Genomic DNA, 18,510 nt, shown 5'->3' with positions numbered 1-18,510 from the left:
GTTCGCCATGAAGTGGGGTTTCAGGGGGCCACCGGTATGCCGGTGAATGGAGGCGGCGAGTCGGCGCGCGGGGCGTCGTCGGGCTCGTGCGCGGCCTGGCTGGCCGTTTCAGCCGCGCCGTCGACCGGTTGCCGATGCGCCTGCGCCTGCGCCCGCAAGTCCAGTGCCGCTCGCACGACCTCGCCGGGCGCGACGCCGAGCAGACACGCGTGATGCTGCTGCGGACACACGCTGCGATAGCACCAGCGGCATTCGACATCGCGAAACAGCACGCGATTCGGCGTTTGCCACGGCGTGTGCTGCGGATTGGTCAGCGCGTACAGATCGACCACCGGTGTCGCGAGCGCGGACGCGAGATGCACCGGACCGCTGTTATTGGAGATCAGCACGCTTGCGCGTTCGATCAACGCGGCGAGTTCGCCCAGCTTCAACGCGCCGCTCAAGTCGTGCAGTTGCTTGCGCACGCGCGGACCGGCCGCCTCGATCACGGCTTCGACCAGCGGCCGCTCGGTGGAACCGCCGGTAATCAGCACGGGCGCGCGGGTTTCGCGCCCGAGGCGCGCGGCCACCTTGCCGAAGCGTTCGGGCGGATAGCGCCGCGACGCAGCGGTCGCGCCGGGGTGCAGCACGATATAAGCGGCGTCGCCATCGACCCCGCGCGCCGCCAGTTGCGCCTGCAACGTCGCGCGGTCGTTCGCGTGGACGCTGAAGCGCATGCGCGTGTCCGCCGAGTGCGCGCCGACCTGGCGCACCAGATCGAGCTGCCGTTCGACTTCATGGCGCGTGCGCTGCTGCGGCTCGGGTTCGCGCAACCAGTCGGTGAGCAGCGAGTAGGGGTTTTCGCGGCAATGCGCGAGACGGCGCGGAATGCCGGCGAGATAGCACAGCATCGCGGCGGGCAGCGGACTCTGGCTATACACCGTGAAGATCACGGCCGCGTCGAAGCCGCCGCGCCGCAAGCGCTCCTGCATCTGCTGATCGTCGGCGAGCGTGCGGGCGTTCGTATGCGGATTCGCGACCCAGGGTGCGTCGTATTCGATGACGTCGTCCACATCGTCGAGGAACGGCGCGAGCGCGACCCCGCTCTTCGAGCCGAGCAACGTGAGATGACGGCCGGGCGCGCCCTCGCGCAACGCGTGCAGCGCCGGCGTGGTCATCAGCACGTCGCCGAGATTGTCGAGCCGCACGCACAGAATGCGCTTGACCTCGTCGCCCCAGCGCGTGACCGGTGACGTGTCCGGCACGCGGGCATGCGCCAGCATCGGCTGAACTAAAAGAAGCGGGGCGTTCGGCGCGTTCATTACACGGCTTCCTCGCCGGCCGGCGCGGCATGCGCCGCCGCGCCGCTGTCGCGCACGACGATTCGCGCCGCCTCGTACAGATCGACGGCGCGCGCGGTGGGCACGCGGCGCGGTCCTTCGAGCCATTCGGTTTCGTGACCGTTATCGAGCAGAATCGTGCGGCAGCCCGCGCGGTTGCCCGCTTCGACGTCGTCGAGAATGTCGCCGATGAACCAGCTTCGCGCGAGGTCGAGCCGGTGCTCGCGCGCCGCGCGCAGCAGCATGCCGGGCGCGGGCTTGCGGCAATCGCAGAGCGTCGCGTACGGCGCCACGCTGCCGCGCGGATGATGCGGGCACCAATAGGCGCCGGCCAGCGTGGCGCCGCATTCGGCGAACATGCGGCGCAGTTGCGCTTCCACTTCGATCAACGCGGCACGCTCGAACTTGCCGAGCGCGACGCCCGACTGATTGCTGACCACGATCAGTTGGAACGGATGGCCGGCCAGCAGCGTTAGCGCCTCGCGCGCGCCGGGCGCGAAACGCATTGACTGCGGATCGATGTTGTACGGCACGTCGTCGAGCAACGTGCCGTCCTTGTCCAGGAAAACGGCGGTATCCAGCATGATGTGTCGCCTGCCCATAACGGATGCGAGTGGCCAGGCGCCGCAGCGCGCGGCGCGGCCTGGCGGATCGAAACGGCAACTGCCGGCTAGCGGAACGACGCGCCGGCCGCGGCGCGCAGCGGCACCTCCTCGCGCTCCTCGCGCGTGCGGGCGGGCGCAAGCCGCGCCGCGCGCCGATAGATGTGCGCAAGCGACTCGCCCACGCCGTGCCACGTGAATTCCGCGCGCGCCCGCGCGAGGCCCGCTTCGCCCATGCGGCGCGCGAGCGCCGGATCGCGCCGCAATTGCTCCAGACGCGCGGCGAGCGCCGCCGGATCGCGCGGCGGCACGAGGAAACCGGTCACGCCGTCGGCCACCGAATAGCGGATGCCGCCGACATCCGCGCCGATCACCGGCGTGCCGCAGGCCATCGCCTCGACCGGCGTGATGCCGAACGGCTCGTACCAGGGCGTGGTCACGAACACGTCGGCGGCGCTATAGAAGTAGCGCAGTTGCGCGCGCCCGCGCCGGCCGATGAAGGTGGTTTGCCCGGCCACGCCGCATTGCGCGGCGATGCCGCGCAGCCGCGCGATCTCGGGCGTGGCGAGCTCGTTGGGCGCGTCCGAGTTGCCGCCCACCACGTACAGTTGCGCGTGCGCGCCGAAGCTTTGCCTGAGCATGCCGACGCCGCGCACCACGTTGTCGATGCCCTTGCGCTGTACGAGCCGCCCCAGTTGCAGCACCGTAAATTCATCTTGCCGCCAGCCGAGCGTCTTGCGGGCCGTGGCGCGGTCGACCGGCTGGAACTCGTCGGCGTCGAAGCCGCACGGCACGATTTCGATGCGGGCGGGATCGGCCCGGTAGTGCTCGATCAGGTCGGCTTCGTCTTGCGGGCATTCGGCCACCACCACGTCGGATCGCGCGACGAGGTCGTCCTCGATGGTGAAGCGTTCGTCGGGAAAGCCGTCGTCCGCGCCTTGATGAAGGCGACGCACGCGGCCGAGCGCGTGAAACGTCGTGACGAGCGGGATGCCGAGCGCGGCTTTTACCTTCAGCGCGGCGAGGCCCGACATGAAGAAGTTCGCATGCATCACGTCGTACGGTTGGCGCTCGCGCCGGAAGAACTCGATCAGAAACGCGGCGAATTCGCCCATGAAGGGCAGCAGTTGTTCCTTCGGCAACTGCTTCGGCGGCCCGGCCGGAACGTGAATCACGCGAATGCCGTCCATGTCGGAGACGAGCGGCAGCAACGCGCGGTCGCGCCGCGTGAACACATCCACTTGATGGCCCATCCCGCTCAGTTGGCGCGCGACGTTCGCGACGTAAATGTTTTGTCCTCCGCTATCGACGCCACCGGCGACCGCGAGAGGGGAGGCGTGTTCACTGATGAGGGCGACTTTCATTGACGTTCCTTCGCATGATGGGCGTTTTCAAAGCGTTGGCGTGAGCGCCGTCGCGAGAGCGGGTGGGCGGGGCGCAGAGGCTACGCATGTACTTCGGCCTGAGCATCCGATGTGCCCGTTCGTTTCCACGCCGGGCCGCAACGCTTGCCGGCGCATGCACTGCACCTATGACGCTGTAACGTTCCCTGTTTGCATCGGGACCAACGCTGTGGCGTTCCCTGTTTCTACAAGCGGTATGTAATTTCGCGTGCGTTGCGTGCGTCGCGTCCTGCAAGGAGGAAAATTTTGGCGTGAATCTCGAACCTCGCGATGAACCGAATTACGCTATACGTAGGCCGTTTTTCGCTGTTCGGCGGGCGCGGCGCTTGCTGCGCGCTTGCTTGCTGCTTGACTGCCGCTCGTTACTCGCCAGGCTCGCACGCAAGGTTTTGCACAAGCGTCGAACGCGCCGCAGAAATGTTCCGGGCTCGCGCATCGCGGATGAGCCGCGCACAATATCTCTGACTGCCGCCGATCAATCCTCACCAGGGACACCATGCCGAATTCCGCCACGCTGCCCCGCTCCGATCTGACGCGCCGGATCGTCGCCGACCTCGCGCGCGCGGTTTGGCGCTACCGCAACCAGACCGTCGCGGCCGTCGTGCTGATGGTGACGGCGAAACTCGCCATCGTGCTGATGCCGCTCGCGCTCAAGCGGGTGGTCGACGACCTCGGGCATCCGGCGGCGCAGGCGCTGTTTCCGGTGTTCCTCGTGCTGGCCTATGCGCTGCTGCGTTTTCTCGGCGACGCGCTCAACGAAGCCCGCGACGTGGTGTTCAGCATCGTCACGCAGCGCACGGTCGCGGCGTTCACCGAGCGCACCTTCGCGCATCTGCACCGCATGAGCGCGCGTTTTCATACGAAGCGCGAAACCGGCGCGATCGTCCGCGACGTGCAGAAAGGCGCGGACGGCATCGGTTTTCTGCTCGGCGTCGCGCTGTTTACGATCGTGCCGACCGCCTTCGAGATCAGCGCGATCGTGGCGATCATGGTGAGCAGCTATGCGCGCGAATTCACGCTGGTGATCTTCGCGACCTTCGTGTGTTATGCGGCCTATACGTTCGTGTTCACGCGGCGGCGGGTGGCTTACCAGCGCGCGGTGAACGTGCTCGAGGCGCAGTCGGACGGAAGGCTGGTGGACAGCCTGCTCAACTACGACACGGTCAAGTATTTCGCCACCGAGGACACCGAGACCCGGCGGCTGAACGCCGTGCTGGAAAAGTGGGTGCACGCGCGAACCGCCAATCAGCGCGCGCTGACCGCGCTGCACGTGGGACAAAGCGCGGTGATCGCGCTCGGCATCGCGGCGATCATGCTGCTCGCCGCGCAGCATGTGATGGTGCGGCAAATGAGCGTGGGCGACCTGATTCTGGTGAACGCCTACATCATCCAGATCTGCATGCCGCTCAACACGCTCGGCTTCGTGTTTCGCGAGACCAACGACGCGATGGTCAACGTCGAGCGCATGTTCGCGATTCTCGGCACGCAGGGGCGCGTGGGCGAGGACATCGACGAAGCCGCGGCGCAACCGCTCAAGGTGAGCGCCGGGCAAATCTCGTTCGAGCACGTGGATTTCGGCTACGACCCGGCGCGGCAAATTCTGCACGACGTGGATTTTCACGCGTATCCGGGCAAGACCCTGGCGGTGGTGGGCGGCAGCGGCTCGGGCAAGTCGACCCTCGTCAAGCTGCTGTTCCGTCTGTATCAGCCGAACCACGGCGCGATCCGCATCGACGGTCAGGACATCGGCCAGGTCACGCAGAAGAGCTTGCGCGAGGCGATCGGCATCGTGCCGCAGGACACGGTGCTGTTCAACGAAACCATCGCCTACAACATCGCCTATGGACGCCCTGGGGCGACCCGCGCCGACGTGGTGCGCGCCGCGCGCGCGGCGCAACTGAACGAGTTCATCGAACGTCTGCCGGATCACTACGACACGCGCGTCGGCGAACGCGGCGTGCGGCTATCGGGCGGCGAGCGGCAGCGCATCGCGATCGCGCGGGCCATTCTGAAGGACCCGCGCATCATCGTGTTCGACGAGGCGACCTCGGCGCTCGACACGCGCTCCGAGCGCGCGATCCAGACCGAGTTGACGCGGCTCGCGCAAGGCCGCACGTCGATCGTGATCGCGCACCGCCTCTCCACCGTGGTGGACGCCGACTGGATCCTGGTGATGGAGCATGGGCGCGTGGTGGAGCAGGGCACGCATCGCGAACTGCTGGCGCGCGAGGGCGTGTATTCGAAGATGTGGTCGCTGCAATGGCAGCAAGGCGAACTGGAGCACGCGCAACGCAAGCTCACCGCGCGATCGGTGAGTCTCGCCGCGTTGACGGCCGGCGTGATCGACGCATTGCACGACGAGTTGGCGGCTCATCGGGTCACGCTGTATCCCGTGCTCACCGACACCGATTTGCGCGTGACCGGCGACCCGAGCGTGTTGCAGCCTTTGATCGCCGAACTGTGCCGCGACGAAATCGTCCAGGCCAAGCCGGGGCAGCGCATCGAACTGCGGGTGGAGCGCCACGACAACTACGCATGGGTGAGCGTGCTCGGCATGGGCGACAAACCCGCAGAGTTGTCGCAGGCCGCCGCGCGGCACATGGAAGAAACCCTGGCCGCGGCGGGCGGCGGCTTCACGTTGACGCCGCTGGGCGGGCGGCTCGCCTATGTCGCCATGTTGCCGCTGCGCCCGGTGGCCGACTCCGACGCGCCCGCGCCCGCTACCCAGGGGCCCGACGTTGTCGACCGGGCCATGCCGCTCGACGGTCTCTTCGTGATGGCGATCGACGATCAGGAAGACGCGCGCGACGCGCTCGAAGCGGTGCTGAGCGCGAGCGGCGCGCGCGTCAGGCTGGCGGCATCCGGCGACGAGGCGCTCGCCTGGCTCGCGAACACGCCGACGCAGCAATGGCCGCACGCGCTGGTGTGCGATATCGTGCTCGCCGATGAAGACGGCTACGACGTGCTGCGCCGCTTGCGGCGTCTGGAAGCCGAGCGGGAATTGCCGCTGGAGGAGCGCTTGCCCGCCATTGCGCTGACCGGCTACGCCCAGGCCGAAGACCGCATTCGCGCGAAAACGGCGGGCTTCCAGGCGCATCTGACGAAGCCCGTCGCGGCGGACCAGTTGATCGCCGATATCCGGCATCTGGCGATGGCGTCGGCGCGCGCGGCTGTATGAAGCGTGAGCTTGCCGGCCGCGCTTCGGATACACGGCTCGCCATTAGCCGCCGCGCTTCGCGCCAACCCCCGCGCCCGGGCCGGTAGTTACGCCCGCACCCACGCCCACGCCCGTACCCACGCCCACCCCCGTGCCGGTATTCGACGCCAGCGCCGCGCGCTCGCCCAGCCGCACACGCTCCCGCAGACCCAGCACATGGGGCGGCACGACCTCGCGACGCGGCAACGCCCACGCGAGCCCGCGCAGCAGCGCCACGCCGTCGCGCAGCAGCGTGCCTTCCCGAGCCCACACGCCGAAAGCGCGCAGCGTCGCGCGGCACGCCTCCTGCCACGGCAGACGCAGCCACGCGATCCACGCCGCGTTGCGCGCCAGCGTGCGCCGCCGCAAGCCGCTATTGCGAGCCGGCGACGGATGATGATGCACGGTCAACTGATCGCAATAGACGATCGCATGACCGGAGGCGAGCACATCCAGCGCGACGAGTTCTTCCTCGCCGCCGATGAAAAGACGCGGCTCGTAGCCGCCTATCTCGCGAAACAGCGCGGTGCGAAATACACAGGCGCCCGCCATGTAGCCGATCAATGCCGGGCCGGGCAGGCCGTCGCCGCCGAGCGGGCTTGCGCGCATCACCGCGCAGATCGGGTCGGGGACTCGCGCTTCGCCCACCACCACGCGTGCGCTCAGCACGCCGACGTTCGGCCATGCGTCGAGCAATTGCACCGCGCGTTCGAGCGAGCCCGGCTCCCACCAGGTGTCGTCGTCGCAGAAGGCGACATACTCGGTGCCGACGCATTCGGCCGCGCGATTGCGGCCGGCCGCGCCGAGATTCGCGCCGCATTCGATCACGCGGACGGTTGGAAACAACGTTCTGACGAGTGAAACCGTGTTGTCGCCGGACGCGTTGTCCGCGACGAAAATGTTGGGACGTTCGGGGAGGGCTAGCAGTCGTTCGAGGGTGGCGATCAGTTCGTCCGCGCGATTGTGCGTGAGGACGACCACGGAGATGCGCGAGGCAAGCGGCTTCTGTTCCATGCGGTTCGATGTTCTTCTGATGGTCGATGCGTGCTGTCGAGCAAACGATGTGCCCATGCGCTATGCGTTTTTGCGGCGGACCTGCCAGTAACGCTCCTGCGCGAACAGGCTGGCGCGTGCGTTCGGACCGAAAGCGCGCAACTGGCTGCGGTACGCGCCGATTGCTTCACGCTTCAGTTCCATGTGCTCGCGTTCGGCTCGCCTATCGGCGGGCGCTTGCAGTTCCTCGGCGGGGGTGACCGTGTAGCCGAGCGAGGATAGTTCGGCGAGGCGAGCCTGAACCGCGCCTTCGATGCACCGGTAGGGGATGTCTTCATAGACATAAAAGGCGAGACCCGGCGTGTCGATCAGCAATGCGAGGCAGGCTCGTGCCGTAAGCATGTGATCGGCGTGAAACAGGCCGAGCGGTGCCATGAGCATGTCCGCTTCCGACTCGATCAGCGTCTGTTGCAGCGCGCGCACGAGCGCTTCGTGAGAAGGCGACGCCAGATACTGCGCGTCGCAAAAGGGCAGGCGCAGCGGTGTGGCTTGCAGTATCGCGAGTGCGCGCGTGTCTTCCTCGGTGCGCGCTTTTATTGCCTCGAAGGCGTCGGCGAAACCGGCTCGGCGGTCCCAGTCCGTCGTCATGTTTTCCGTGGGCGGCGCGGCGAAGACGGTGCAGACCCGCGCCCCCGGCCGCGCGGCGAGCAGTTCGCCGCAACTGAGAACGGCGTCGTCGAAGTGCGGCGAGATGACCAGCAGGTGTCGATGCGATTCGCTCATGGCTAAACGTGCGGGATCGTCGAAAGATCATGGATGTATTGCCGGGCAGCAATATGCGGACCTCGCTTCTTCCGGGGGAATCGGAGATCGGCAATCGGCGATCGCCGCCATGCTGTATGGATACCCAGTGTGCCCAGACCTCACTCGCGCGCGTTTGCCTGTAAGCTTTAATCGGCGAGTCCGTGCTGCCTATCGCGCGACTCGTCGTCATGAACGACATCGCAGACAGGCTTCAACGTCATTGCCAACTTTCCAGAGGGGATATCAGTCATGAAGTCATTCGCCGTCAAACAGATCATGCTCGGGCTCGCGGTCACCGCCCTGGTGGCCGGCGGCATGCCGCTCGCGGTCGCGCAGGATGCCGCGAGCGCGCCCGCGGCCGAGGCCGCCCAGCCCGGCGTGGCGAGCAGCGCGAAGCCGACCAAGGCCGAGCGTAAAGCGGCGCGCAAGCAGGCGCGCGCGAAGAAGAATGCCGAGTTGAAGAAGCTCGAGGACGCGGGTTATCAGCCGTCCAGGAACGACCCGAACTATCCGAACGATCTGCAGAAAGCGCAGAAGAAGGCGGGCATCGGAACGGGCGCGAGCCAGTAACCGTGCAGCAGCCGCGTGGCGCCGACCGGGCTCGCGCGGCTGTTTTCAATTAACGAAGCAGACGGTCTGGACAACACGGACAGCGTCCCGTGAATTTCCGCCAATGAGCGATCGCAGCGTTAGCTCGCCGCGCTGCCGCTCGACGCATGTGAGCCGCGCGGGTTCACCGCCCGCCGAGCGTCTCGACCAGCATGTCGACGAACGCCTTCACTCGCGCCGTCATCTGCAACTGCTGCGGATACACCGCATAAATGTCCGCGCCCGGCGTTCGATAGTCGGGCAGCACGTGGACGAGCCGGCCATCGGCGAGATACTCCGCGATGTCCCACTCCGCGCGCATCAGAATGCCGTGGCCATCCAGCGCCCACTTCACCGCGATCTCGCCGTCATTGGTGGTGAGGTTGCCGCGCACTCTCACGGTCTCCGTCTTTTGCGTCGCGCCACGTCCGCTCGTCAGACGCCATAGCCCGTAGCCGTCGTCGCCCTGACGAATGCCGATGCAGTTGTGTTGCGATAACTCAGCCGGGCCGCGCGGCGCGCGCCGCTTCGCGAGATAGGCGGGCGACGCGCACAGCAGGCGCCGGTTCGGCGCGACCCGGCGGGCGATCACGCGCGCATCCGGCGGTTCGCCGAAGCGCACGCACACGTCGAAGGCGTCGTCGCTGAGCGGCGGCGGGTCGACGGAAAGCTGCAACTGCACGTCCACTTCGGGAAAGCGCCGCACGAACCGCGAGATCAGCGGGGCCACGTGGCTGCGCCCGAACCCGAGCGTCGCATTCACGCGCAGCAGACCTTTCGGCGCGGCTCGCGAGCCGCCGAGCAACTGCGCGAGATCGTCCATTTCGCTCAGGATGCGCCGCGCGCGCGTCAGATAAAGCTCGCCTTCGGGCGTGAGGCTCATGCGCCGGGTCGTGCGGTTCACGAGCGAAACGCCCGCGCGCGATTCCATCTGCGCGAGATGCTTGCTCACCGCCGCCGTGCTCAGGCCGAGTTCACGCGCGGCGGCGGTCAGGCTGCCGCTTGCGGCCAGCGTGGAGAAGAAGGCGAGGTCGTCGGGTTGTATCGATGAGGTCATTGGATCAACGCAAACTGCGGACGTATCGTTAACTTCAGGTTAAGGATGCTTTGAGTCTAGCAACGTTTCCGCGAGCCGTGCGCGTCTTACGATGCGAGCCATACCTTCAACATCAAGGAGACGCCAGTGAAGACCTACCGCATCGCAACCATCCCCGGCGACGGCATCGGCAAGGAGGTCGTGCCCGCCGGCCAGAGGGTTCTCGAAGCCATCGCCGCGCGCCACGACGCCTTGCGCTTCGAATTCGAGAACTTCGAGTGGGGCGGCGACTACTACCGCGAGCATGGCGTGATGATGCCGGCCGACGGACTGGACGCGATCCGCGACAAGGACGCGATTCTGTTCGGCTCGGCGGGCGACCCGCATATTCCCGATCACGTGACCTTGTGGGGCTTGCGCCTGAAGATCTGCCAGGGCTTCGATCAGTATGCGAACGTGCGGCCCACGCGCATCCTGCCCGGCATCGACGCGCCGTTGAAACGCTGCGCGCCGAAGGATCTCGACTGGGTGATCGTGCGCGAGAACTCGGAAGGCGAGTATTCCGGCGTGGGCGGGCGCGCGCATCAGGGTCATCCGCTCGAAGTCGCCACCGACGTTTCGATGATGACGCGCGCCGGTGTCGAACGCATTCTGCGTTTCGCGTTCCGGCTCGCGCAGTCGCGCCCGCGCAAGCTGCTGACGGTGATTACCAAGAGCAATGCGCAGCGTCACGCGATGGTGATGTGGGACGAGATCGCGTTGCAGGTCTCGAAGGAGTTTCCCGACGTGCGCTGGGACAAGGAACTCGTCGACGCCGCGACCGCGCGCATGGTCAACCGGCCGGCGACGCTCGACACGATCGTCGCCACCAATCTTCACGCGGACATTCTCAGCGACCTGGCCGCGGCGCTGGCCGGCAGCCTCGGCATCGCGCCGACGGCGAATCTCGATCCCGAGCGCCGCTATCCGTCGATGTTCGAGCCGATTCACGGCTCCGCGTTCGACATCATGGGCAAGGGTCTCGCCAATCCGGTCGGCACCTTCTGGTCGGTGGTGATGATGCTCGATCATCTCGGCGAGACGCACGCCGCGCGCCAGTTGATGGACGCGATCGAACGCATCACGGCGAACCCCGCGCTGCATACCGGCGACCTCGGCGGCAGCGCCACCACCGCTCAGGTGACCGATGCGGTCTGCGACCTCCTCGCGGCGAATCTCGCGGCGGAATCGGCCGCGATCTGAGTTAGAAGCTGTTGCGAAATTAAGTTTTGGGTCTGTTAACTTTTCTGACTTGGTGTTAACTTCTTGTCTTGTTTTGCCTGACAGGAAGCAATGCCTAAAGAACTCATAGACGACGAATTGTGGTCACTCATCGAACCGCTTCTGCCCGCGCGAGCACCGCGCAATCGCCAGTACGCGGGCCGCAAACCGACGCCAGACCGAGCAGTGCTGACTGGCATCGTGTTCGTGCTGCGCTCGGGCATTGCGTGGAACCTGCTGCCGCAGGAAATGGGTTGCGGCTCAGGCACCGCCTGCTGGCGACGGCTCGTCGCATGGCAGAAGGCCGGTGTCTGGCAACGTATCCACGAAACGCTGCTGGCCGAACTGCGCCGCCGTGGCGAAATCGACTTAACGCGTGCCATCGTCGACAGCTCATCAATTCGCGCCATGCTGGCGGGAAAAAAACCGGCCCGAATCCCACGGACCGGCGCAAGCTCGGCAGCAAGCACCACCTCATCGTCGACGCGCAAGGCATCCCGCTCGCGGTCATCCTGACCGGCGCAAACCGCCACGACATTACGCAGCTCGATGCACTGGTCCAGGCCATTCCACATATCCGGGGCAAACGGGGACGTCCCCTGCACAAGCCGCAAATCGTTCAGGGCGACCGGGGCTACAGTTCCGAGCCACATCGGCAGCGCTTGCGCGAACGTGGCATCACGCCCGTGCTCGCAAAAATTGGCTCGCCCCATGGCAGCGGACTCGGCAAAACGCGTTGGCAAGTCGAGCGCTCGATTGCCTGGCTTCACTCGTTTCGACGCCTGAAGATTCGCTATGAACGCTACGCCCATATCCACGAGGCTTTCCTCTCGTTAGCTTGCGCCTTGATTTGCTGGACGCGCCTCAAGCCTTGGTTTAACTAATTTCGCAACAGCTTCTTATTCGCCGATCTGAGTTATTCGTTATTCGCGCTCGCTCGGCCTTCGAGCGAGCGACGCATTCATCACATAAGAACATAACGCCCGGACGCGCGCGTCACGGGCGAATTCAACACAGCGGAGACAGGCATGTCCAATGAATTGCAAGCCCGTGTGGTGCGCAAGCTGACGTGGCGCATTTTGCCCTTCGTCATGCTGCTTTACTTCGTGAGCTTTCTCGATCGCGTGAATGTGGGTTTCGCGGCGCTCACGATGAACAAGGATCTCGGCCTCTCGCCGACCATGTTCGGGCTCGGCGGCGGCATCTTCTTTCTCGGCTACTTTCTGTGCGAAGTGCCGTCGAATCTCATCCTGAACAAAGTCGGCGCGCGCGTCTGGATCGCGCGCGTGATGGTGACGTGGGGGCTGGTGTCGGCGGCTTCGGCGTTCGTCGTCGGGCCGAATTCGTTCTACGTGTTGCGCTTTTTGCTGGGCGTAGCCGAAGCCGGTTTCTTTCCGGGCATCATCCTCTATCTCAGCCAGTGGTTTCCGGCGCGCCAGCGCGCGGTGGCCGCCGCCGCGTTCATGGCGGCCGCGCCGTTGTCGACCGCGATCGGCTCGCCCATTTCCGGCGCGATCATGCAGATGCCCGCGTTGTTCGGCTTGAAGGACTGGCAATGGCTCTTCATCATCGAGGCGATTCCGGCGGTGGTGCTCGGCTTCGTGGTGCTCAAGGCGCTCACGGATTCACCCGAAAAAGCGACGTGGCTCGCCGCCGACGAGAAAACCTGGCTCGTCACGACCTTGCGCGAGGAGCGCATGGGACGCGAGTCGCAGGCAGGACATGCGTCGGGCGCGCTCGCGGCATTGCGCGACCCGCGCGTGTGGGTCATGGCGATGATCTACTTCGGCACGTCCGCGGGGCTCTACACGCTCGGCTTATGGGCGCCGCTGATCATTCGCCAGTTCGGTTTCAGCGCGCTCGGCACCGGCGCGTTGAACGCGATTCCGAGCGTGCTCGCGGTGATCGGCATGGTGATGTGGGCGCGGCATTCGGACCGCAGCGGCGAGCGCACCTGGCACGTCGTGATTCCCTGCGTGGTGGCGGGCGCGGGGCTCGCGTGGGCCGGCGTCGCGGATAGCGTCGTGGCAGTGGTGGCGGCGCTGATCGCGGTGAACGTGGGCATCAGCGCGGCCAAGGCGCCGTTGTGGGCGATGCCGAGCACTTTTCTGTCGGGCGCGGGCGCGGCGGCCGGCATCGCCATGATCAACTCGATCGGCAATCTTGGCGGCTTCGTCGGCCCGTTCGCGATCGGCTGGCTGAAAAGCGTGACCGGAGGATACGCCGCCGGGCTTTATGTGGTGGCGGCGAGTCTCGCGGTGTCGGCTTTTCTCGCCCTGGCTATCGGACGACGCGGCTATCGGACGGCGACCGCGCCGCAATGATCCACGCGGCTGTCATGCGAAGCAGGTGACAGCCCGCCTCAGCCTGTCTTAATCGTCACCCCAGCCGTGGCGCTCGCGCCATTCGCGCTCGTGTTCCTCGTGGCGGCGCCAACGCCGCTCACGCCGCTCCTGATGCTCGCGCCATTCGCGCGCACGCCAGTCGTCGTCATAGCCGTAGCCATAGCCGACGACCGGCGCGGGCGCATACACCACCGGCGGCGGCTCGACATACGCCGGCTGCGCGGGGACGAAAACCGGCCCCGGAATGCCGATGCCGATGCCGACATCCACATGTGCGGACGCCACCGGCGACGCCAGCGCGAAAGCCATCCCTACCGCCGTGCCGACCATCACTGAAAATAATTTCTTGCGCATTGTTTGTTTTCGCCGCATGGATGAAGCGATGACAGTGGAGATGGAACGCAGTGTAGGCAGTGCCGCGATTTGCAGGTGCAAGGGGGATGCGAGATCGGTAACACCGCGTAACGGCGTGCGGGCTTAAGGTTCTCGTAATGATTTCCGTGCATGGCGACCGGCCCGCTTGCCGGTTTACCCTGGCATGCGGTTTCGCGGGAGCGCAGCCGTGCGTCGCCGATGCGCGGCAAACGCACCGGTCAAACCCTCGAAGCGCGGTTTTTTTTCATCCCGGCGGCCTACACTTGCTCTCGCGCGACATGCCGGGCCGAGCCTCTCGATAGCCGTCAAACCCTTGCCCCGCAAGGCTTGCGCGTTTTGTCGGCGGGGCGCGCGCGGCGGGGGTGTCGTATTTCCTCATGTGGTTGTCGCAAATAGTCGGCTAGCCGTACTTTTTTCTGGCAACTATGTATGCACAGCGCGGACGGACGTCCGCCACGCAAGGAGAACATTCAATGAATTCCCCGAAGGTCGTGGTCGAAGGGCTGTGCAAGGTGTTCGGCACCAACCCGAAGCAGGCGATCGGCATGCTGGCAGGCGGTGCGACGAAAGAGGAAGTGTTCGCGCGCACCGGTCAGATCGTCGGTGTCCACAATGTGTCGTTCGAAGTCAAGGAAGGCGAGATCTTCGTGCTGATGGGCCTGTCGGGCTCCGGCAAGTCGACGCTGATTCGCCTGATCAATCGGCTGGTGGAGCCCACCGCCGGCAAGGTGCTGATCGACGGCCGCGACGTGGCCAGCGTGCCGCGCTCGGAATTGACGGCGCTGCGCCGCAAGGACATGAGCATGGTGTTCCAGTCCTTCGCGCTGATGCCGCAGCGCACCGTGCTGTCCAACGCGGCGTTCGGCCTGGAAGTCGCGGGCATCGGCCGCAAGGAACGCGAGAAGCGCGCGATGACGGTGCTCGAACAGGTCGGCCTCGCGCCGTTCGCCGCGAAGCTGCCGGCGCAGCTCTCGGGCGGCATGCAGCAGCGCGTGGGTCTCGCGCGGGCGCTGGCGGTCAACCCCTCGCTGATGATCATGGACGAGGCGTTCTCCGCGCTCGATCCGCTCAAGCGCAAGGAAATGCAGAACGTGCTGCTCGATCTGCAGCGCGAGCAGCAGCGCACCATTCTGTTCGTCTCGCACGATCTGGAAGAGGCCATGCGCATCGGCACGCGTATCGCGATCATGGAAGGCGGCAAGGTGGTGCAGGTCGGCACGCCGCAGCAAATCATCACGAACCCCGCCGACGATTACGTGCGGGCGTTCTTCGAAGGCATCGACACGAGCCGCTATCTGACCGCGGGCGATCTGATGCAAACCGACGCCGTGCCGCTGATGCATTCGCACGCGACGCAGATCGACGCGTCGAGCGTGGCCGCGACGCTCAACGGCAGCGGCGACTACGCATTCGTGCTCGACGGCGAGCGCAAGATTCGCGGCTTCGTGTGCCGCGATGCGATGGGCAGCGCGTCGCCGCAGCTCAACCCCATCGAGTGCATCCGCCGCACCACGCCGCTCGACGACGTCGTCGAACGGGTGGTGGCGAGCCGCGCGCCGCTGCCGGTCGTCGAAGCCGACGGCTCCTACTGCGGTTCCGTCAACAAGACGAACGTGCTGAACGTTCTCACGCGCCATCGGAGTTCCCATGTCTGAAGTCATTCCACTCGGCGCCTGGGTCGACCACGGCGTTCACTATCTGCTCGACCACGACGCAAAAACCTTCGACGCGATCGGCAAGGCGATCGAGAGCTTCGCCGCGTTGATCGAGCACGGCTTGCAAGCCGTGCCCATGTGGGCGCTGATGGCGTTCTTCGTCGGCATCGGTTTGTGGCGGGTGGGCTGGCGCTTCGCGCTCTTCACGCTGCTCGCGATGCTGCTGATCTACGCCACCGGCTTCTGGGATCAGATGGTGATCACGCTCGGGCTCACGCTGTCGTCGACCTTGATCAGCCTGTTGCTCGGCGTGCCGCTCGGCATCTGGACCGCGAAGAGCCGCTACGTCGAGATGACGGTGCGCCCGGTGCTCGATCTGATGCAGACCATGCCCGCGTTCGTCTACCTGATTCCGGCCGCGATGCTGTTCGGTCTGGGCCGCGTGCCGGGCATTCTCTCGACGGTGATCTTCGCGATGCCGCCGGCGGTGCGCCTCACGTCGCTCGGCATCAAGCACGTGAACCGCGAAATCGTGGAAGCGGGGCAGGCTTTCGGCTGCACGCCCTGGCAATTGCTCTACAAGGTGCAGTTTCCGAACGCGCTGCCCTCGATCATGACCGGCGTGAACCAGACCATCATGATGGCGCTCTCGATGGTGATCATCGCGTCGATGGTGGGCGCGGGCGGTCTCGGCAACGACGTGCTGGCGAGTATTCAGCGGCTCGACATCGGGCTCGGCTTCGAAAGCGGACTCTCGGTGGTGATGCTGGCGATCATTCTCGACCGCATCACGGAAAGCTTCGGCCGTTCGCCGGGCATGGCGCGCGCGCCGCTGCTCTCCGGCTTGCGCAGCCTGATGAAGGTGCGCCGCGCGCCCGCGGCGCAGCACGGCTGAGCCGCCGATGAAGCGCGACGCGATTGCCGCCCCTGTCGAGACGCCGGCCGACTCGCCGTTGTCGAAACTCGCGCACTTCGGCTTCCTGACGCTGCCGAATTTTTCGATGATCGCGTTCACGAGCGCGGTCGAAGTGCTGCGCATGGCCAACTACGTGGGCCGCGCGCAGCACTACACGTGGTCGGTGATCACGCCGGACGGCGAACCGGCGCGGGCCAGCAACGGCATCACGGTGAAGCCCACCACCACGCTGGCCGAAGCCGGCATGCCGGACGTGCTGATCGTCTGCGCGGGCTGGCACGTGCGCGATTACGTGGACGAGACGGTGATCGCGCTGCTGCGCGACGTGGCCGCGCAGGGCATTCCGCTCGGCGGCATCTGCACCGGGCCGTATGCGCTGCTCGCGGCGGGGCTGCTCGACGGTTATCGCTGCACCGTGCATTGGGAGGACATGTCGCCGTTGCACAAGAGCTACCCGCACGTGCGTTTCGCCGACGAACTGTTCGTGATCGACCGTGACCGGATGACCTGCACCGGCGGCACCGCGCCGCTCGATCTGCTGCTGAACCTGGTCGGCATGCGCCTCGGGCATTCGATCGCCGCGCAGGTGTCCGAGCAGTTCATCGTCGAGCGGATTCGCGGCTCGACCGATTATCAGCACATTCCGGTCGACGCGCGGGTCGGTTTCTCGCGCGCGGAACTGATCGAAGTGGTGCGGCTCATGGAAGCGAATATCGAGGAGCCGCTCTCGCTCGACGAACTCGCGCGGCTCGTGCATCTGTCGCAACGGCATTTGCAGCGCATGTTCAAGATGTTCCTGAGCGCGTCGCCCACGCACTATTACCTGACGCTGCGTTTGCGGCGCGCGCGCGAACTGCTGCGCAACACGGATGCGTCGATCGCGCGCGTGACCGCCGTGTGCGGGTTTCATTCGCCGTGTCATTTCAGCAAGGCGTATCGCGCGCAGTTCGGTCATGCGCCGAGCGTCGAGCGGCGTTTATCCGCCTGAGCGCCTGAGCGCCCGAACTTCTGAAGCAGGCAACGCAATACCACCCACGCAAGAAAACCAGTCGAGTATCAACCACCCTGAGGGAACGCCATGAAACATGTATGGGCCGCGTCGCTGTGCGCGCTGTCGATGTCGTCTGTCTTTGCCGCGGACCCCGCTAGTTGCCGCGCCGTGCGATTCGCCGACGTCGGCTGGACCGATATCGCGGCGACCACCGGCCTCGCCTCGACGGTGCTCGAAGGGCTCGGCTACAAGCCGACCAAGACGATCGCCTCGGTGCCGATCACGTTCGCCGGCGTGAAGAGCAAGCAGATCGACGTGTTCCTTGGCTACTGGTCGCCGACCATGGACCCGATGATCGATCCGTTCAAGAAGGCCGGCCAGCTCAGCGTGCTGCCCACGCCGAACCTGACCGGCGCGAAATACACGCTGGCCGTGCCGGACTACGCGTATCAGGCGGGCATCAAGACGTTCGCCGACATCGCGAAGAACTACGACAAGCTCGACGGCAAGATCTACGGCATCGAGCCGGGCAACGACGGCAATGCGCTGATCAAGAAGATGATCGACAGCAATCAGTACGGGCTCGGCAAGTTCAAGCTGGTGGAGTCGAGCGAGGCGGGCATGCTGGTCGAGGTGAACCGCTCGATTCGCGACAAGAAGCCGATCGTGTTTCTCGGCTGGGAACCGCATCCGATGAACGTGCAGATGAAGATCGATTATCTGTCCGGCGGCGACGACGTGTTCGGCCCGAACTACGGCGAAGCGAAGGTGTTGACGGTCACGCCGAGCGATTACGCGACGCGCTGCCCGAACGTCGCGAAGCTGGTGGCGAACCTGCACTTCACGACCGATATCGAGAACCACGTGATGCTGCCGATCATGAACAAGACCGATCCGAACAAGGCCGCGCGCGAGTGGCTGAAGGCGAATCCGTCCGTGCTCGATCAATGGCTCGCGGGGGTGAAGACGTTCGACGGCAAGGACGGCTTGCCGGCGGTGAAGGCGTTCGTGGCGGGGAAGTGATGCC

16 protein-coding genes are annotated in these 18,510 nt (G+C 65.8%); 9 read left to right on the top strand and 7 right to left on the bottom strand.

All coding sequences use genetic code 11. The features are described from left to right. Positions 1 to 20 precede the first annotated feature (20 nt). The 3 genes from CUJ90_RS31955 to CUJ90_RS31945 form a co-directional block, all read right to left on the bottom strand. Complete coding sequence (locus CUJ90_RS31955; protein ID WP_208645301.1) at positions 21 to 1,262, bottom strand: glycosyltransferase family 9 protein; 1,242 nt, start codon at positions 1,260 to 1,262, stop codon at positions 21 to 23. 38 nt (positions 1,263 to 1,300) lie between these two features. Continuing rightward, positions 1,301 to 1,903, bottom strand: a complete 603-nt coding sequence (locus CUJ90_RS31950; protein WP_073431141.1) for a D-glycero-alpha-D-manno-heptose-1,7-bisphosphate 7-phosphatase — start codon at positions 1,901 to 1,903, stop codon at positions 1,301 to 1,303. 86 nt (positions 1,904 to 1,989) lie between these two features. Then, a complete protein-coding gene (locus CUJ90_RS31945) occupies positions 1,990 to 3,285 on the bottom strand; it encodes a glycosyltransferase family 4 protein (protein WP_073431140.1) in 1,296 nt (431 codons plus the stop codon). A 535-nt stretch (positions 3,286 to 3,820) separates the two neighbouring features. Between CUJ90_RS31945 and CUJ90_RS31940 the strand changes: the two genes are divergently transcribed. Then, the gene (locus tag CUJ90_RS31940) at positions 3,821 to 6,502 is read left to right on the top strand and encodes an ATP-binding cassette domain-containing protein (protein WP_114164627.1); all 2,682 of its coding nucleotides are present in this window, start codon (positions 3,821 to 3,823) and stop codon (positions 6,500 to 6,502) included. Between the two features lie 42 nt (positions 6,503 to 6,544). Here CUJ90_RS31940 and CUJ90_RS31935 read toward each other — a convergent pair whose 3' ends face one another. Together CUJ90_RS31935 and CUJ90_RS31930 are read right to left on the bottom strand one after the other, a co-directional pair. Beyond that, positions 6,545 to 7,534 carry a glycosyltransferase family 2 protein gene (locus CUJ90_RS31935; RefSeq protein ID WP_114164626.1) on the bottom strand — a complete coding sequence of 330 codons (990 nt, stop codon included), beginning with the start codon at positions 7,532 to 7,534 and terminating at the stop codon, positions 6,545 to 6,547. Between the two features lie 60 nt (positions 7,535 to 7,594). Then, complete coding sequence (locus tag CUJ90_RS31930) at positions 7,595 to 8,296, bottom strand: PIG-L deacetylase family protein (RefSeq protein ID WP_114164625.1); 702 nt, start codon at positions 8,294 to 8,296, stop codon at positions 7,595 to 7,597. A 270-nt stretch (positions 8,297 to 8,566) separates the two neighbouring features. Between CUJ90_RS31930 and CUJ90_RS31925 the strand changes: the two genes are divergently transcribed. Next, positions 8,567 to 8,887: a hypothetical protein gene (locus CUJ90_RS31925; protein WP_083085645.1), complete on the top strand. Its 321-nt coding sequence runs from the start codon at positions 8,567 to 8,569 to the stop codon at positions 8,885 to 8,887. A gap of 163 nt (positions 8,888 to 9,050) precedes the next feature. Here CUJ90_RS31925 and CUJ90_RS31920 read toward each other — a convergent pair whose 3' ends face one another. Next, positions 9,051 to 9,962 (bottom strand): LysR family transcriptional regulator, encoded by a 912-nt coding sequence (locus tag CUJ90_RS31920; protein ID WP_114164624.1) that lies wholly within the window; start codon positions 9,960 to 9,962, stop codon positions 9,051 to 9,053. Positions 9,963 to 10,088: 126 nt separating this feature from the next. Here CUJ90_RS31920 and CUJ90_RS31915 point away from each other — a divergent pair, with 126 nt between their 5' ends. From CUJ90_RS31915 to CUJ90_RS31905, 3 genes are all read left to right on the top strand, one after another. Further along, the gene (locus CUJ90_RS31915) at positions 10,089 to 11,183 is read left to right on the top strand and encodes a tartrate dehydrogenase (protein ID WP_114164623.1); all 1,095 of its coding nucleotides are present in this window, start codon (positions 10,089 to 10,091) and stop codon (positions 11,181 to 11,183) included. A 90-nt stretch (positions 11,184 to 11,273) separates the two neighbouring features. Continuing rightward, a protein-coding gene (locus CUJ90_RS31910; protein WP_114161924.1) for an IS5 family transposase occupies positions 11,274 to 12,085 on the top strand; the annotation gives its coding sequence in 2 pieces (ribosomal slippage) (positions 11,274 to 11,613 and positions 11,613 to 12,085; 813 coding nt in all). Positions 12,086 to 12,229: 144 nt separating this feature from the next. Beyond that, a complete protein-coding gene (locus CUJ90_RS31905) occupies positions 12,230 to 13,525 on the top strand; it encodes an MFS transporter (protein ID WP_114164622.1) in 1,296 nt (431 codons plus the stop codon). A 48-nt stretch (positions 13,526 to 13,573) separates the two neighbouring features. Here CUJ90_RS31905 and CUJ90_RS31900 read toward each other — a convergent pair whose 3' ends face one another. After that, positions 13,574 to 13,900 (bottom strand): hypothetical protein, encoded by a 327-nt coding sequence (locus CUJ90_RS31900; protein ID WP_114164621.1) that lies wholly within the window; start codon positions 13,898 to 13,900, stop codon positions 13,574 to 13,576. Between the two features lie 494 nt (positions 13,901 to 14,394). On the opposite strand from CUJ90_RS31900, the gene CUJ90_RS31895 reads away from it, so the two are divergent. The 4 genes from CUJ90_RS31895 (at position 14,395) to CUJ90_RS31880 (ending at position 18,506) form a co-directional block, all read left to right on the top strand. Then, positions 14,395 to 15,576, top strand: a complete 1,182-nt coding sequence (locus CUJ90_RS31895) for a quaternary amine ABC transporter ATP-binding protein (protein ID WP_073431133.1) — start codon at positions 14,395 to 14,397, stop codon at positions 15,574 to 15,576. Continuing rightward, positions 15,569 to 16,471, top strand: a complete 903-nt coding sequence (gene choW, locus CUJ90_RS31890) for a choline ABC transporter permease subunit (RefSeq protein WP_073431132.1) — start codon at positions 15,569 to 15,571, stop codon at positions 16,469 to 16,471. The genes CUJ90_RS31895 and choW overlap by 8 nt, the downstream gene beginning before the upstream one ends. Before the next feature lie 7 nt (positions 16,472 to 16,478). Then, the gene (locus CUJ90_RS31885) at positions 16,479 to 17,480 is read left to right on the top strand and encodes a GlxA family transcriptional regulator (protein ID WP_073431131.1); all 1,002 of its coding nucleotides are present in this window, start codon (positions 16,479 to 16,481) and stop codon (positions 17,478 to 17,480) included. 90 nt (positions 17,481 to 17,570) lie between these two features. Further along, positions 17,571 to 18,506: a choline ABC transporter substrate-binding protein gene (locus CUJ90_RS31880; protein WP_073431130.1), complete on the top strand. Its 936-nt coding sequence runs from the start codon at positions 17,571 to 17,573 to the stop codon at positions 18,504 to 18,506. The last annotated feature ends 4 nt before the right edge of the window (positions 18,507 to 18,510 follow it).

Origin of the sequence: Paraburkholderia terricola (genome assembly GCF_003330825.1) — a bacterium.
Classification (GTDB): domain Bacteria; phylum Pseudomonadota; class Gammaproteobacteria; order Burkholderiales; family Burkholderiaceae; genus Paraburkholderia; species Paraburkholderia terricola.
This window is presented reverse-complemented; position numbering and strand designations above follow the sequence as displayed.